The organism is Chelatococcus albus, from assembly GCF_030067675.1.
Lineage (GTDB): Bacteria > Pseudomonadota > Alphaproteobacteria > Rhizobiales > Beijerinckiaceae > Chelatococcus_A > Chelatococcus_A albus.
Map to the genome: position 1 here is coordinate 207034 of NZ_JASJEV010000006.1, position 14938 is coordinate 221971.

A 14938-nucleotide genomic window follows, 5' to 3' on the forward strand; every position below is an offset into this window, starting at 1 on the left:
ACGATCCCGCCGAAGTAAGGTGACCCTACACAGCCCTCCGAGGGTGCGCAACTCGTCAATCTGCTGTGGATGGGAGGTCGAGGAGGTAGGAGCCCCACAAGCAGACGATTGTGACAGCGGTGTGGTCATCCAAGTTATTGTCCGTCTTCGGGATTTTTCGAGGCTCGGGAATGGGGTGGCGGGCGCGCGTCGGCCCGGATTCTTTTTTCCGCCCCTGCCTGCGGAGCCCGGTGTGCGGGCGGGATTCGGGGTCCGTCCGGCTCTTTGCCCCCTAAGTTTCTGTTCTGCCGATACTTTATCTGCGCGCCCGAGGCGCGTAACCCCGCCCGGTTTCACCCGCTTGGCGGCCGATGATGTCAAGGGGGCAAATCGCATCGAGCGGTGCCTGGATGCGCCCGCGCGCGGATCGTCGGAAGGGTGTCGCATCGCTGCACGGAGGCGCCCGGCGAGGCTTCGCCGCGGCTGTCCCGGGCCGTCGGGACCCGGTGCCCGAGAGGGGAAGGCATGCAAGAAAGATCGGATGATTGGGGCTCCGGCGGCCCCCCCGATCTGAGAGCGACGGGAGGTTGGTTTTCCGGTCAGGCTCCATCGGATCACCCGGTCAGGAGGCCTGCCATGGAGCTGTTCGTCGGTCTTGATGTGTCGGTTCGCGCCACCAGCGTCTGCGTGATGGCGGCGAGCGGCAAGCTCGTCCGGGAGAGCAAGGTCGAGACCGAGACGGAGGCGATCGGCGCCCTGCTTCATGCGAGCGGCGGACCGTACAAGCGCATCGGCCTGGAAGCCGGCCCGCTGTCGCGATGGCTTTACAGAGCGGGCTGACGCCCTCGCGCTACCAGTCCGGCGAGATCGACCGGGATCGGGGCATCTCCAAGTGCGGCGATGCCGGGGTCCGCTGGGTGCTGGTCGAGGCGGGCTGGATCCTGCTGCGCATCCTGAAGCGCAACTCATCGCTGAAGGCATGGGGCCTTGCCGTCGCCCGCCGGCGGGCGATCATCCTGCATCGGATGTGGGTCGACAACACGCCGTATCGCTGGGAGACCAAGGCCGCCTGACAGGCCGGTTCACAGTTCCACACCGCTGCGGAAAGAGGTCCCGTCCAGGGACGAATGGGCGGGCAATCCCGAGGCGGGGCTGGACGTCAGCTCAGGCCGACAGTTCGACAAGAAGATTGAGATGCCTCTCCATCCGACCCGATCATGAAGCGGCCCCGCGCCGACTTCGCAGGGAAGCCAGACTCCTGGCGGGAACTCGCAATCCGCCGGTGCGCTGACGCACTCCGCCCCAGCCATGCATCGCATTCAGCGCCGGCCTCGATTGGCCGGAGCGGGAGCCCTTGCTTGACAGCGATCGCCCCAAAAGAGAAGCCCGGCCTGTGGGCCGGGCTTCGGTCAGTCTGCGCGCAGGTCGCGGGCCGGACGGCCCCGCAACGTCAGGCCTGCAGGGCCTTGATGCGGTTGGCCAGGCGCGACACCTTGCGCGAGGCGGTGTTCTTGTGAACGACGCCCTTCTGCGAGGCGCGCATCAGCTCCGGCTCGGCCGCGCGCAGGGCCTGCAGGGCAACCGCCTGGTCGCCGCCGGCGATGGCCTCCTCGACCTTGCGGAGGAAGGTGCGCACGCGGCTCTTGCGGGCCTTGTTGACGGCAGTGCGGCGGGCGATCTTGCGCGTCGCCTTCTTGGCCGACGGGGTGTTCGCCATGGTCGTCCTCGTCTCGTCCCGATCGGCGCCGCGCGGTTGCTCGGCAACCGGGCGATCGGGATCGGCATGGGTGGCAAAAGGATCGAGCGGTCGGCGCCGGGCGCAACCGCTCGTGAGCGCGGGCTTATAGAGCGAATGCGCGCGACCGTCAACGCTCCCGCCGCGATTCAGATGCCCAGCATGGCGAGCACCGTCACGCGCAGCGGATTGGCGGGATCGACGAGCAGCCGCACCGCCATGGCGCAGCAGACGACGACGATGAGGGGGCGGATGAGACGCGCGCCATGGCGCAGCGCCATGCGCGCGCCGATCTGCGCGCCGGCGAACTGGCAGAGGCCCATGACGAGGCCCAGGGGCCAGACGATGGCGCCGGCCACGGCGAAGAAGACGAGGGCGCCGAGGTTGCTCGCGAAATTGAGGAGCTTCGTATGAGCGGTCGCCCGCACCACGCCGAAGCCGAGCAGGGTGACGAAGCCCAGCATATAGAAGGAGCCGGCCCCCGGGCCGAACACGCCGTCGTAGAAGCCGACGCCGACGGCGACCGACGCCATGAACGCAAGCGGCGTGATGCGCCGGCGCGCATCGGCGTCGCGGACCTTGGGGGAGAGCGCGAAATAGACCGCCACGCCGATGAGCACGAGGGGCATGACGCCGGCGAGGAGCGCGACGGGCAGTAGCTTGACCGTCAGGGCGCCGCCGACCGAGCCGACGAGCGCGACCGCGGCCATGGGCAGCGCTTCGCGCCAGCCGATCTTGCCGGCGCGCGCGAAGGCGTAGGTGGCGGAGGCCGAGCCGAAGGTGCCCTGCAGCTTGTTGGTGGCGACCGCGGTGACGGGGTCGAGGCCGGCGACGAGCAGCGCCGGGACGGTGATGAGGCCGCCCCCGCCGGCGATGGCGTCGACCAAGCCGGCGACGAGTCCGACGAGGGCAAGCAGCGAGAGAAGTTCGAGATCGAGGCCGGTCATGGGCGACCGGCCCTGGCGCTGGACGATGTGTCGGACAAGGGAGAGGGCTCTCAGGCGTTCTTGAAGGCGGGCGCGCGCTTCTCGACGAAGGCCGCCATGCCCTCCTTCTGGTCGGCGGTGGCGAACATGGCGTGGAAGACGCGCCGCTCGAAGCGGATGCCCTCGGCCAGCGTCGTCTCGTAGGCGCGATTGACGCTCTCCTTCGTCATCATGGCGATGGGCAGCGACATGGAGGCGATGGTCTCGGCCGTCTTCAGCGCGTCCTCGAGGAGCTTGTCGGCCGGCACGACGCGGGCCACAAGGCCGGCGCGCTCGGCCTCCTCGGCGCCCATCATGCGCCCCGTCAGGCACAGCTCCATGGCCTTCGCCTTGCCGACGATGCGCGTCAGGCGCTGCGTGCCGCCGGCGCCCGGCATGACGCCGAGCTTGATCTCGGGCTGGCCGAACTTCGCCGTGTCGGCCGCCAGGATGATGTCGCACATCATGGCGAGCTCGCAGCCGCCGCCGAGGGCGAAGCCGGCGACCGCGGCGATGATCGGCTTGCGGCGGTTGGCGACGCGGTCCCAGCTCGTGATGAAATCCTCGAGATAGGACTGGGGAAAGGTCTTGGCCTGCATCTCCTTGATGTCGGCGCCGGCGGCGAAGGCCTTCTCGGAGCCGGTGATGACGACGCAGCCGATGCCGGGATCGGCCTCGAAGCCGTCGAGGGCGCGGTTCACCTCGCCGACGAGCTGGGAGTTGAGGGCATTGAGGGCCTGCGGGCGGTTGAGCGTGATCAGGCCGACCTTGCCGCGCGTCTCCACGAGAATGGTCTCGTAGGCGGTCGCGGCGGTGGTTTCGCGGGCAGTCTGATGGGCCATGGGGCGCTCCCTCCGGTTGGACGGCCGTTCATAGCCGGGACGCCTGCCCTTGGCGATGGGGCCGCTTGCGCGGGCGGGATGGTTATCCGCCCACGAGGGCGCCGTTCAGCGCTGGCAGACGGGACAATGGAAGGTCGAGCGTCCCGACTGCATGAGCCGCCGCACCATGCCCCGGCAACCTGGCGTCGGGCAGGGTTCGCCCTCGCGGTCGTAGACGCGGAACGAATGCTGGAAATAGCCGAGCGAACCGTCCGTCTTCATGTAGTCGCGCAGCGTCGAGCCGCCGGCCTCCACCGCTTCCGCCAGCACCTCGCGGATCACGCTGGCGAGCCGGTGCGCCCGCTCCGTCGGCCGGCCCGTGCGCGTGACGAGCGTGCCCGCCGCCCGTTCCGGCGAAAGGCCGGCCCGGTGCAGGGCCTCGCAGACATAGATGTTGCCGAGGCCGGCGACGAGCCGCTGGTCCATGAGCGCGGCCTTCAACGGCGCTGATTTGCCGGCGAACAATCGCGCCAGCCTCTCCCCGTCGAGCTCGTTGCCGAGCGGCTCGAGGCCCATGTTGCGGAACAGCGGATGCTCGGCAAGTCCGTCGCGCGGCACGAGCGTCATGAAGCCGAAACGGCGCGCGTCGTTATAGGTGACGCAGGCGCCGTTCGACAGGGCGAAGACGACATGGTCGTGGCGCGGGTCCCGCCCGGCGTCCCGATGGAAGTCGCCGGGCTCGCGAGGGGCGTGGCCGGCTTGCGTCACGATGAAGCGCCCGGTCATGCCGAGATGCATGACGAGCACGTCGCGGGACGACAGGTCGGCGAGGAGATATTTGGCGCGCCGCCCGAGCGCGACCACCTCCTGCCCCATCAGTCGCTCGGCGAAGCGCTCGGGGAAGGGAAAGCGCAGGTCTGGCCTGCGCTGGTCGACCGCGAGGAAACGCGCGCCGACCATGGCGGGCTCCAGGCCGCGGCGGACGGTTTCGACTTCGGGCAATTCCGGCATCTTCGCCTCGCCTTAAGGCACTTCGCCGCGCATCGTGCGTCACTGATAGCGCCGCGGAAGCGCATTCGCTATGGTCCGCGCCGACTGGGCAGGGTGTCGCGATCCGGCAGGGCTCCGCTGGGGCGGCTGCGGGGGTTGCGAGGCATGCGATGCCGCCCTGATCGGTCGGACGAGGCAGGCGGACATGGCCACGACAACGAGCGACAACACCCATTTCGGCTTTGCGAGCGTGCGGCTCGACGAGAAGCAGGGGCTCGTCGACGACGTGTTCCACAAGGTCGCGCGCCGCTACGATCTCATGAACGACCTGATGTCGGCGGGGCTCCACAGGGCCTGGAAGGACGCGCTGGTCTCCAGCCTGCGCCCGCCGCGGGATCGGCCCTTCGGCCATCTCGACGTGGCCGGCGGCACGGGCGACATAGCCTTCCGCGTGCTGGAGGCGGGCGGCCCCCGGACGCAGGTCACCGTCTTCGACATCAACGGCGACATGCTCGCCGTCGGCCGCGAGCGCGCCGGAGCGCGATTCGGCCGCCGCATCGACTTCGTGCAGGGCAACGCCGAGGCCTTGCCCTTTCCGGACAAGAGCTTCGACGCCTATACGATCGCCTTCGGCATCCGCAACGTGCCGCGCATCGAGGAGGCGCTCGCCGAGGCGCATCGCGTGCTCAAGCGCGGCGGGCGCTTCCTCTGCCTCGAGTTCTCGCATGTCGACGTGCCGGGCCTCGATGCGGTCTACGACGCCTATTCCTTCAACGTGATTCCGGCGCTCGGGCGCATGGTCACCGGCGACGCCGAACCCTACCGCTATCTCGTCGAATCGATCCGCCGTTTCCCGACCGCGGAGGGCTTTGCGGACATGGTCCGCGCGGCGGGTTTCGGGCGGGTCACGTATCGGCCGATGACGGGCGGCGTCGTCGCGCTCCATTCCGGCTGGAAGATCTGAGGCAGCCCTGGTGATTTCCGCCGTTGCCCATTGCCTGCGTCTGGCGCGCGTCGGCTTCGTGCTGGCGCGGGAGGGCGCCTTTGCCCTCGTCGACGCCTCCGTCCTGCCGCCGGCCGGCCGCCTCGGCCTCAGGCTCGTGCGGCTCGTCGAGCGGCGCCGGGCGGGCGACGAGGCGACGCGCCTCGCGGCCGCCATCACCCGCCTCGGGCCGTCCTACGTGAAATTCGGCCAGTTCCTGGCGACGCGACCCGACGTCGTCGGCGTGCGCGTCGCGCGCGATCTCGAGGCCCTGCAGGACCGCATGCCCCCCTTCCCGCGCGCCGAGGCGGTGCGTGTCGTCGAGGAGGCCTTCGGCCAGCCCGTCACGCGGCTCTTCGTCGAGTTCGGCGAACCGATGGCAGCGGCCTCCATCGCTCAGGTGCACAAGGCGCGCATCGGCTCGGGTGCCGCCTCGCGCGAGGTCGCGGTCAAGGTGCTGCGCCCGGGCGTGCGCGACCGTTTCATGCGCGACCTCGCTGCCATGCGCTTCGCCGCGGGCGTGGCGCGGCGGTTCATGCCGGATGCGGAGCGCCTGCGGCCGCTCGAAGTGGTGGAGACCCTGGCGCGATCCGTGGCCATGGAGATGGACCTGCGCCTCGAGGCCGCCGCCCTGTCCGAGCTCGCCGAGAACACCGCCGAGGATGCCGACTTCCGCGTGCCGAAGGTCGAATGGGACCTGACCGCCCGCGATGTGCTGACGAGCGAGTGGGTGGACGGGCTGCCGCTCTCCGATCTGGCTGCGGTAGAGGCGGCCGGACACGACCGCGTGGCCCTGTCGCGCGCCGTCATCCAGTCGTTCCTGCGGCAGGCCCTGCGCGACGGCTTCTTCCATGCCGATATGCACCCCGGCAATCTCTTCGTGGCGCCGGACGGGCGGCTCGTCGCCGTCGACTGCGGCATCATGGGGCGCCTCGGGCCGAAGGAGCGGCGCTTCCTCGCCGAAATCCTCTACGGCTTCATCCGGCGCGACTATCGCCGCGTGGCCGAGGTGCATTTCGAGGCCGGCTACGTCCCGCACCACCACAGCATCGCCGACTTCGCCCAGGCCATCCGCGCCATCGGCGAGCCGATCCACGACCGGCGTGCCGACGAGATCTCGATGGCAAGGCTCCTGACCCTGCTGTTCGAGATCACCGCGCTCTTCGACATGAGGACGCGCACCGAGCTCGTCATGTTGCAGAAGACCATGGTCGTGGTGGAGGGCGTGGCGCGCAGCCTCGATCCGAAACTCGACATGTGGTCCACCGCCGATCCCGTCGTGCGCCAGTGGATCGAGCGCAACCTCGGGCCGATCGGCCGCCTCGCCGAGGCCGGACGCGACGCCTTGTCGGTCGCGGGCTTCCTGTCGCATGTGCCCGGCCTGCTGACGCGCGGGGAGCGGCTCGTCGAGCAGCTCGAGGTCGCCACCGGGCGCGGCTTCGCCCTGGCGCCGGAGAGCGTCGCCGCCATCAGCCGGGGAGAGGCTCACCGCACGCGCTGGGGAAATCTCGCCCTGTGGGTGATCGCCGGGCTGCTGGCGATTATACTCCTTCGCGACGTGTTTTGAGGAGACGGCCGATGCTCGCCGGCAAAAGCGTGCTCATCGTCATCGGCGGAGGCATCGCGGCCTACAAGTCGCTCGAGCTCATCCGGCGGCTGAAGGAGCGCGGCTGCGCCGTGCGCGCCATCCTGACGAAGGCGGGGGCGGAGTTCGTGACGCCGCTGTCCGTCGGCAGCCTCGCCGGCGAGAAGGCCTATACAGATCTCTTCTCGCTCACCGACGAGGCGGACATCGGCCACATCCAGTTGTCGCGCTCGACCGATCTCGTCGTCGTGGCGCCGGCGACCGCCGATCTCCTCGCCAAGATGGTGCACGGCCTCGCCGACGACCTCGCCTCCACGGCGCTGCTCGCCACCGACAAGCGCATCCTCGTGGCACCGGCCATGAACCCGCGCATGTGGCTCAATCCGGCAACGCAGCGCAACATGGCGACGCTCGCCGCCGACGGGGTGCTCGTCGTGGGGCCGAACGAGGGCGCCATGGCCGAGCGCGGGGAGTTCGGCCCCGGCCGCATGAGCGAACCGGCCGAGATCCTCGCCGCCATCGAGCGCGCCTTCGAGAGCGACACGCGCGTGCCGCTGCCGGCTGCCCCTGCGGGGCCGCTCGCCGGTCGGCGCCTGCTGGTCACGTCCGGCCCGACGCACGAGCCGATCGACCCGGTGCGCTACATCGCCAACCGCTCCTCCGGCCGGCAAGGTCATGCGATCGCCCAGGCGGCGGCGGAAGCGGGGGCGGAGGTCGTCCTCGTCGCCGGGCCTGTCACCCTCCCCGACCCGCCGGGCGTCCGCGTCGTGCATGTGGAGACGGCGCGCGAGATGCTGGCGGCGGTCGAGCGCACGCTCCCCGTGGACGCCGGCGTCTTCGCCGCCGCCGTCGCCGACTGGCGTGTCGACGGCGAGGCGGGCGAGAAGATCAAGAAGGACGGGACCGGCGTCCCGAATCTTTCCCTCGTCGAGAACCCGGACATCCTCGCCACCGTCTCGCGCCTGGCGCAGGGCCGCCCGCGCCTCGTCGTCGGCTTCGCCGCCGAGACCGAGAAGGTGATCGAGCACGCGACGGCCAAGCGCCTCAGGAAGGGCTGCGACTGGATCGTGGCGAACGACGTGAGCCCGCAGACGGGCGTGATGGGCGGTGTCCGCAACACCGTGCATCTCGTCACGGGCGAAGGGATCGAGGACTGGCCGACGATGGACAAGGACGAGGTGGCGCGCCGGCTCGTGGCGCGCATCGCAGCCGCTCTGGCGGAGGCGCGGCAATGACCTTGCGCATTGCAGTCAAGCGCCTGGCCCACGGCGCCGATCTGCCGCTGCCGCGTTACGAGTCCGCCGGGGCGGCGGGGCTCGACCTCCTGGCGGCCGTGCCCGAGGACGCACCGATGGTCATCGGCCGCGGCGCGCGCCGGCTCGTGCCCACGGGGCTCGTGCTCGAACTGCCGCCGGGCTTCGAAGGCCAGGTGCGGCCCCGCTCGGGGCTCGCCCTCAGGCAGGGGCTGACGGTGCTCAACGCGCCGGGCACGATCGATGCCGACTACCGTGGCGAGGTGGGCGTCATCCTCGTCAATCTCGGAGACGAGGCGGTCACCGTCACGCGCGGCATGCGCATCGCCCAGCTCGTCGTGGCGCCGGTGACGCGCGCCGAACTCGTGGAGGCCGAGGCGGTCGGGGCGACGGCGCGCGGGGCTGGCGGCTTCGGTTCGACGGGTGTGTGATCGACAAGGAAGAAAGGACGCGACATGATCCTCTTGTCCCGGCGCAGCCTGCTCGCCATCGCCGCGGTGGTCGACGTCGCGATCCACGCCCGCCCCATGCCGGTCGCGGCGAAGCTGCTTGCGGCGCGCCACAACCTGCCGCCGCGCCACCTGGAGACGGTGCTGCAGCAGCTCGTGCGTGCCGGCATCCTCAAGGGCGTGCGCGGCCCGCGCGGCGGCTACGAGCTCGCCAAGGAGCGGCGGCGCATCACCGCCGGCGAGATCGTGCGCGCCGCCATGGCCACGGCGGGGGAGGAGTCGCTGCCGCCGGTGCCCGAGTCCCCGCTCGTCGACAAGGTCGTCGGCCCGGCGGTGAAGGAGGCGGGGGAAGCCTTTCTCGCCAGGCTCGACGCCGTGACCGTCGAGGATCTCTGCCGCCGGGCTGAGGACAGGTCGGTCTTCGGCGGGCCGCCCGCGTCGGTCGATTTCACGATCTGATCCGTAGATACTGGAGAATATCGACCGGCTTTGTGGTATATGCTAGGAAGGTCGTCCGAGATCCGAAGGAGGACGACATGGCCGAAGCAGCCCGTAGAGCAACTGCCGTTCCGGAGCACGTGCCCGGCCGCGGGCGGATCTACGACTCGATCACCGACACCATCGGCGACACGCCCATCGTGCGCCTCTCGCGGCTCGCGAAGGAGAAGGGGATCGAGGCGAACCTCCTCGCCAAGCTCGAGTTCTTCAACCCGATCGGCAGCGTCAAGGACCGCATCGGCGTCAACATGATCGATGCGCTGGAGCGGGAGGGCCGCATCAGGCCGGGCGCGACGCTCATCGAGCCGACCTCCGGCAACACCGGCATCGCGCTTGCCTTCGTGGCCGCGGCGCGCGGCTACCGCCTGATCCTCGTCATGCCCGAGACGATGTCGATCGAGCGCCGCAAGATGCTGGCGCTGCTCGGCGCCGAGCTGGTGCTGACGCCGGGGCCGCAAGGCATGCGCGGCGCCGTCGCCAAGGCGGAGGAGCTCAACAGGGAGATCCCGGGGTCGGTCATTCCGCAGCAGTTCCGCAATCCCGCCAATCCCGAGATCCACCGCCTGACGACGGCCGAGGAGATCTGGAACGACACGAACGGCGGCGTCGACATCTTCGTCTCGGGTGTCGGCACCGGGGGCACCATTACCGGCGTCGGCCAGGTGCTGAAGCCGCGCAAGCCCTCCCTCAGGATCGTCGCCGTCGAGCCGGAGGATTCGCCCGTGCTCTCCGGCGGCCAGCCGGGTCCTCACAAGATCCAGGGCATCGGCGCCGGTTTCGTGCCCGATGTGCTCGACCGCTCGGTCATCGACGAGGTCGTGACCGTCGGCAACCAGACGGCATTCGACACGGCGCGCCTCGTCGCCCGGCTCGATGGCATCCCGGTCGGCATCTCGGCGGGCGCCGCGGTCGCCGCCGCCCTCGAGGTCGGCGCCCGGCCCGAAAACAAGGGCAAGAACATCGTCATCATCATCCCCTCCTTCGCGGAGCGCTATCTGTCGACGGCGCTGTTCGAGGGACTGTGAGGGCGGCGGGCGCCGGGCCTCGTCCGGCGACGGTTTGCAGGCGGGCGGAACGGGCGGCCTCGGGCCGCCCGTTCCATTCGGGCACGCGGATGTGCCGCAGCGCACGGTAATGGGGCAGTCACTCCGGCATGGTGCTTGCGTCCGCTGATGGGGGGTCCCGCGGCCGGACGGAAGGACCAGCACGATGCGCCGCCGCCTCGCCCTGCTCTCGATCCTGTTGATGACCGCGATCAGCTTCGCGACCCTCGGCCGCCCCCCGCGACTGCCGGAGTTTCGCAGCGGCCAGGCCATCCTCGAGATCGTTCTGCGCGACGGCAGCGGTCGCTTTGCCGATCACGTCTGAGCCGCAAGGGTTGCTGCCAATCCCCGGACTGTCATCCGCTATACGGGACGCGATCCGCACGGGACCGCGGCTGGTCCCGGGGGATCATGCCGAACGGAGCGACGGAGCGCGCTTGCGATCCACTCTGGGATGATTGCGCGCTCTTCGTGTCACGGCGGGACACGCACGAGGACGACATGGCGGCGCAATATCATCTCTACGGCCACCGGCGGTCGGGTCATTCCTACAAGGCGGCCCTGGCGCTCGCCCTGGCGGGCGAGCCGTTCCACTACACCGCGGTCGACATCGCCGAGCCGCGGGCGGCACGGACGGCCGAGTTCCGGGAGGCGAGCCGTTACGGCGAGGTGCCGGTGCTGATGGTGGACGGCGTGCCGCATTGCCAGTCGGACGCCATCCTGCTGCGGCTCGCCGAGAGCCTGCCCGCGCTCGCCGTGCCCCGGGAAAGCAGCGTGCTGGCGCGCGAATGGCTGTTCTGGGAGGCGAACCGCATCGGCTTCTCGGTGCCCAACCTGCGCTTCGCCCGGCATTGGGCCAGGGACACGGCAGACGGGGTGGTCGACTGGCTGCGCCGGCGCGCCGAGGCGGATCTCGAGCGCCTCGAGGCCGAGCTGCGCCGCCAGCCCTTCCTCCTGGGCGAGCGCTGGAGCATCGCCGACATCGCCTGCGCCGCCTATCTCTTCTGGCCGGAGGAGATCGACGTCGAATGGGAGCGCTATCCCGCCGTGACGATCTGGCTCGATCGCCTGCGGGCACTGCCCGGCTGGCGCCGTCCCGAAGACCTGATGTCGTGAGCCGGCGGGGACCGGCGCGCCCGCCCCATCCTGCGGCGGAGCCGGGAGGATGTGCAAAGGCCGCCCCCTGGCGCGGCAGCGGCCTCGTCCTGAATCGGGGCGCGGCGATCAGCTCGCCGCCGCCTCCCTGGCGCGCTCGGCCCGCTTGCGGTCGTTCGGATCGAGGATCGCCTTGCGCAGGCGGATCGACTTCGGCGTCACCTCCACCAGCTCGTCGTCCTGAATCCAAGCGAGCGACTTCTCGAGCGTCATGCGGATCGGCGGCGTCAGGCGCACCGCTTCGTCCTTCGAGGTCGTGCGGATGTTGGTGAGCTTCTTGCCCTTGAGCACGTTGACCTCGAGGTCGTTGTCGCGCGTGTGCTCGCCGACGATCATGCCCTGATAGACCTTCCAGCCCGGCTCGATCATCATCGGGCCACGGTCCTCGAGGTTCCACAGGGCATAGGCCACCGCCTCACCGGCGTCGTTGGAGATGAGAACGCCGTTGCGGCGGCCGGCGATGTCGCCCTTGTGCGGCTGGTAGGCGTGGAACAGCCTGTTCATGATCGCCGTGCCGCGCGTGTCCGTCATCAGTTCCGACTGGTAGCCGATCAGGCCGCGCGTCGGCGCATGGAAGACGAGGCGGAGCCGATTGCCGCCCGAGGGGCGCATCTCGATCATCTCGGCCTTGCGCTCCGACATTTTCTGCACGACGACGCCCGAGTGCTCCTCGTCGACGTCGATGACCACCTCCTCGATGGGCTCCAGCGTCTGGCCAGTCGCCTCGTCGATCTTGTAGACCACGCGCGGCCGCGACACGGCGATCTCGAAGCCTTCGCGCCGCATGGTCTCGATCAGGATGGCGAGCTGCAGCTCGCCGCGGCCGGAGACGAAGAAGGAATCCTTGTCGGCGGATTCCTCGATCTTCAGCGTGACGTTGCCCTCCGCCTCCTTGAAGAGGCGGTCGCGGATCATGCGGCTCGTCACCTTGTCGCCCTCGGTCCCGGCGAGCGGGCTGTCGTTGACGATGAAGGACATGGTGACGGTGGGCGGATCGATCGGCTGGGCCGGCAGCGCCGCCTCGTTCTCGGGGGCGCAGAACGTATCCGCCACCGAGCCCTTCTCGAGCCCGGCGATGGAGACGATGTCGCCCGCCTCGCCCGCCTCGATCGGCTGGCGCTCGATGCCGCGGAAGGCCAGGATCTTGGACACGCGGCCCTGCTCCAGCACCTTGCCCTCGCGGTCGAGCACCTTGATCGTCTGGTTGGGCCTGACCGTGCCGGAGGTGATGCGGCCGGTAACGATGCGGCCGAGGAAGGGATTGGCCTCGAGGATCGTGCCGAGCATGCGGAACGGGCCGTCCTCCACCTTGGGCGGCGGCACGTGGTCGAGGACGAGGTCGAAGAGCGGCGCGAGGCCCTGGTCCTTCGGACCCTCGGGCGAATGGGCCATCCAGCCGTCGCGGCCGGAGCCGTAGAGGATGGGGAAGTCGAGCTGCTCGTCGGTCGCGTCGAGGGCGGCGAAGAGATCGAAGACCTCGTTGATCACCTCCTGGGCACGCGCATCCGGCCGGTCGACCTTGTTGACGGCGACGATGGGCCGCAAGCCGATCTTGAGCGCCTTCGAGACGACGAACTTCGTCTGCGGCATCGGCCCCTCGGCCGCGTCGACAAGGACGATCGCCCCGTCCACCATGTTGAGGATGCGCTCCACCTCGCCGCCGAAGTCGGCGTGGCCGGGGGTGTCGACGATGTTGATGCGCGTGTCCTTCCAGACCACGGAGGTGGCCTTGGCGAGGATGGTGATGCCGCGCTCCTTCTCGAGGTCGTTCGAATCCATCACGCGTTCGGCCACGCGCTGGTTTTCGCGGAACGCCCCCGACTGCTGCAGGAGCTTGTCCACGAGCGTGGTCTTGCCGTGGTCGACGTGCGCGATGATCGCGATGTTGCGGAGCTTCATGGGAGCCTGTGCTGGGGGAATTCGTTGCGGCGCAATATCACCTTTGGGGGCTTCCACTCAACAGTGCTCAAGACGCAGCCCGTCGCACCCTCCGACGGCGGCGATCCGGGATCGCCCTAGGCCCGGCTCGAGGCGCCCCTGCGGCCAAGCGTGGCGAGGCGCGTCTCGGGCGCTGCCTCGTCATCGCGACCCCGACGCCGGTTCGCGAGGCTGTCGCGCCGCTCCGCCACGGCGGCGCGAGCCGCCTCGAGCGCCAGTGAGAGGGCGCCGACGGAGTCGGCGTGCCCCGGGTGCTGGCGCGCGTAGGCCACCGCCTCGGCCGTCTGGGCGTCGATGTCGAGGGACAGGCGTTCGAGCACTTCTTCCGTTCGCGCGTGGCGGGCTTCCGTCAGGATGGCGAGCAGCCGCTCGAGAATGCGGTCCGTCTTGGCGTGCTCCCGCCGCGCGAGGCGGCTCGCCACCGCCGCCGCGATGGAACCGCCGAAGCCGATCACCGTGATGCCGATGTAGAACCAGTCGCCGTAGCGCTCGAAGAAGGTCAGCTCGTTGCCGTCGAGATAGTCGGCCGCTCCCTGGTGGATGGGCAGGGCCGCGCTCTTCTTGGTGTCGGGCGCCGTGACGAGATTGGCCGTCGGCGTGAGGCGCGCGAGGCGCGGCCGCATCTCGAAGATGAAGCCCGTGAGCGCGGCGACCGTCGGGGCATCGAGCGCGGCCCTCGCCACAAGGCGATGGGTCACGGCGATGGTTCTGACCGATTCGAAGGGCCGCGGCGGACGGCCGCCGATGGCGCCGGCGATGATCTCTGCGGCCTCCATGGCCGGAAACCGCTGGGCGATCGCGTCGCTCTGCGGGATGGGGATGAAGGCGATCGGGCCGCGGCTCACCCGCGCGAGTGCCGCGATCATCGCCGAGGCGCGCGCCTCGCCCGGCGCCGCCACCATGAGCACGGCATCGATCCGTCCCTCGGACAGGGCCTTCTCGAGACCCTGGGCGGTGAGGGGGGCGATGGCCACGTCGTCCCGGGTCAGGCCGTTGTAGGCGAGGATCGTCTCGGCGAGCCGCACGTCCGCCTCGTCGCGCGCGACGATGCCGAGGCGCCGCCCGCCCAGTTCGGCGATGTCGGCGATCCGCGACTGGCCGGGCGCGACGAGGATGACCGTGTCCTCGTGCAGCACGGCCACCGTGTGGGCATTGGCCGGCAGGGCGATGTCCGAGCGCACGACGGCGAGATGCGCGTCGCCCTTCTCGACCGCCTCCGCGTTGGCGGCGAGGCTCGGGGTCCGCGCGATGCGCAGGCGCAGGCCGATGCCCTCCTGGTCGAGCAGGGTGCTCAGCGCCTCGATGAAGGGGAGATCCTCGCCTTGCTGGGCGACGGCGATCGTCAGTGTCGCGGGGCTCGCGGAGAGGAACAGGAGGAAGAGCGCTGAACCGACGAGCGCCATAAGGGCCGTGACGGCGGCAAGCGTTCGGCGTCCCATGGCCGTTGCATACCTCCCTGCCGGTCGCCGGACGGCGCGCCGACGGCCGTTCCGGTGCGGGTGGTATGATAATTAAAGGCGGTTGCGCCCGGCTCCCCCAACCGGA

Annotated in this window: 16 protein-coding genes; 10 read left to right on the plus strand and 6 right to left on the minus strand. The window is 70.1% G+C overall.

Going from position 1 to position 14938, the window contains the following annotated elements; translation table 11 throughout:
• The first annotated feature begins 615 nt into the window (after positions 1-615).
• A complete protein-coding gene (locus QNA08_RS11510) occupies positions 616-819 on the plus strand; it encodes a hypothetical protein (RefSeq protein ID WP_283740853.1) in 204 nt (67 codons plus the stop codon).
• Positions 798-1052 carry a transposase gene (locus QNA08_RS11515; RefSeq protein WP_283740854.1) on the plus strand — a complete coding sequence of 85 codons (255 nt, stop codon included), beginning with the start codon at positions 798-800 and terminating at the stop codon, positions 1050-1052. Before QNA08_RS11510 ends, QNA08_RS11515 begins: the two co-directional genes overlap by 22 nt.
• A gap of 377 nt (positions 1053-1429) precedes the next feature.
• Here QNA08_RS11515 and rpsT read toward each other — a convergent pair whose 3' ends face one another.
• The 4 genes from rpsT to mutM form a co-directional block, all read right to left on the minus strand.
• The gene (rpsT, locus tag QNA08_RS11520) at positions 1430-1696 is read right to left on the minus strand and encodes a 30S ribosomal protein S20 (protein WP_283740855.1); all 267 of its coding nucleotides are present in this window, start codon (positions 1694-1696) and stop codon (positions 1430-1432) included.
• 167 nt (positions 1697-1863) lie between these two features.
• Positions 1864-2661: a TSUP family transporter gene (locus QNA08_RS11525; protein WP_283740856.1), complete on the minus strand. Its 798-nt coding sequence runs from the start codon at positions 2659-2661 to the stop codon at positions 1864-1866.
• Between the two features lie 50 nt (positions 2662-2711).
• Positions 2712-3521 carry an enoyl-CoA hydratase gene (locus tag QNA08_RS11530; RefSeq protein ID WP_283740857.1) on the minus strand — a complete coding sequence of 270 codons (810 nt, stop codon included), beginning with the start codon at positions 3519-3521 and terminating at the stop codon, positions 2712-2714.
• 105 nt (positions 3522-3626) lie between these two features.
• Positions 3627-4511: a bifunctional DNA-formamidopyrimidine glycosylase/DNA-(apurinic or apyrimidinic site) lyase gene (gene mutM, locus QNA08_RS11535; RefSeq protein ID WP_283740858.1), complete on the minus strand. Its 885-nt coding sequence runs from the start codon at positions 4509-4511 to the stop codon at positions 3627-3629.
• 184 nt (positions 4512-4695) lie between these two features.
• Here mutM and ubiE point away from each other — a divergent pair, with 184 nt between their 5' ends.
• From ubiE to QNA08_RS11575, 8 genes are all read left to right on the plus strand, one after another.
• On the plus strand, positions 4696-5454 hold the full coding sequence (gene ubiE / locus QNA08_RS11540) for a bifunctional demethylmenaquinone methyltransferase/2-methoxy-6-polyprenyl-1,4-benzoquinol methylase UbiE (RefSeq protein ID WP_283740859.1): 759 nt from the start codon (positions 4696-4698) through the stop codon (positions 5452-5454).
• A gap of 10 nt (positions 5455-5464) precedes the next feature.
• Positions 5465-7039 (plus strand): 2-polyprenylphenol 6-hydroxylase, encoded by a 1575-nt coding sequence (gene ubiB, locus QNA08_RS11545; RefSeq protein WP_283740860.1) that lies wholly within the window; start codon positions 5465-5467, stop codon positions 7037-7039.
• Positions 7040-7050: 11 nt separating this feature from the next.
• The gene (gene coaBC, locus QNA08_RS11550) at positions 7051-8292 is read left to right on the plus strand and encodes a bifunctional phosphopantothenoylcysteine decarboxylase/phosphopantothenate--cysteine ligase CoaBC (RefSeq protein WP_283740861.1); all 1242 of its coding nucleotides are present in this window, start codon (positions 7051-7053) and stop codon (positions 8290-8292) included.
• Positions 8289-8741: a dUTP diphosphatase gene (dut, locus tag QNA08_RS11555; protein WP_283740862.1), complete on the plus strand. Its 453-nt coding sequence runs from the start codon at positions 8289-8291 to the stop codon at positions 8739-8741. The genes coaBC and dut overlap by 4 nt, the downstream gene beginning before the upstream one ends.
• 24 nt (positions 8742-8765) lie before the next feature.
• Positions 8766-9218: an RrF2 family transcriptional regulator gene (locus QNA08_RS11560; protein ID WP_283740863.1), complete on the plus strand. Its 453-nt coding sequence runs from the start codon at positions 8766-8768 to the stop codon at positions 9216-9218.
• Between the two features lie 77 nt (positions 9219-9295).
• Positions 9296-10282: a cysteine synthase A gene (cysK, locus tag QNA08_RS11565; RefSeq protein ID WP_283740864.1), complete on the plus strand. Its 987-nt coding sequence runs from the start codon at positions 9296-9298 to the stop codon at positions 10280-10282.
• A 184-nt stretch (positions 10283-10466) separates the two neighbouring features.
• Positions 10467-10625, plus strand: coding sequence for a hypothetical protein (locus QNA08_RS11570; protein WP_283740865.1), 159 nt, complete (start codon positions 10467-10469; stop codon positions 10623-10625).
• Between the two features lie 176 nt (positions 10626-10801).
• A complete protein-coding gene (locus tag QNA08_RS11575) occupies positions 10802-11416 on the plus strand; it encodes a glutathione S-transferase family protein (protein ID WP_283740866.1) in 615 nt (204 codons plus the stop codon).
• A 108-nt stretch (positions 11417-11524) separates the two neighbouring features.
• On the opposite strand, the gene typA is transcribed toward QNA08_RS11575, so the two are convergent.
• On the minus strand, positions 11525-13354 hold the full coding sequence (typA, locus tag QNA08_RS11580) for a translational GTPase TypA (RefSeq protein WP_283740867.1): 1830 nt from the start codon (positions 13352-13354) through the stop codon (positions 11525-11527).
• 116 nt (positions 13355-13470) lie between these two features.
• Entirely contained in the window at positions 13471-14832 is a 1362-nt protein-coding gene (locus tag QNA08_RS11585) for a TAXI family TRAP transporter solute-binding subunit (protein ID WP_283740868.1), read from the minus strand.
• Between the last annotated feature and the right edge of the window lie 106 nt (positions 14833-14938).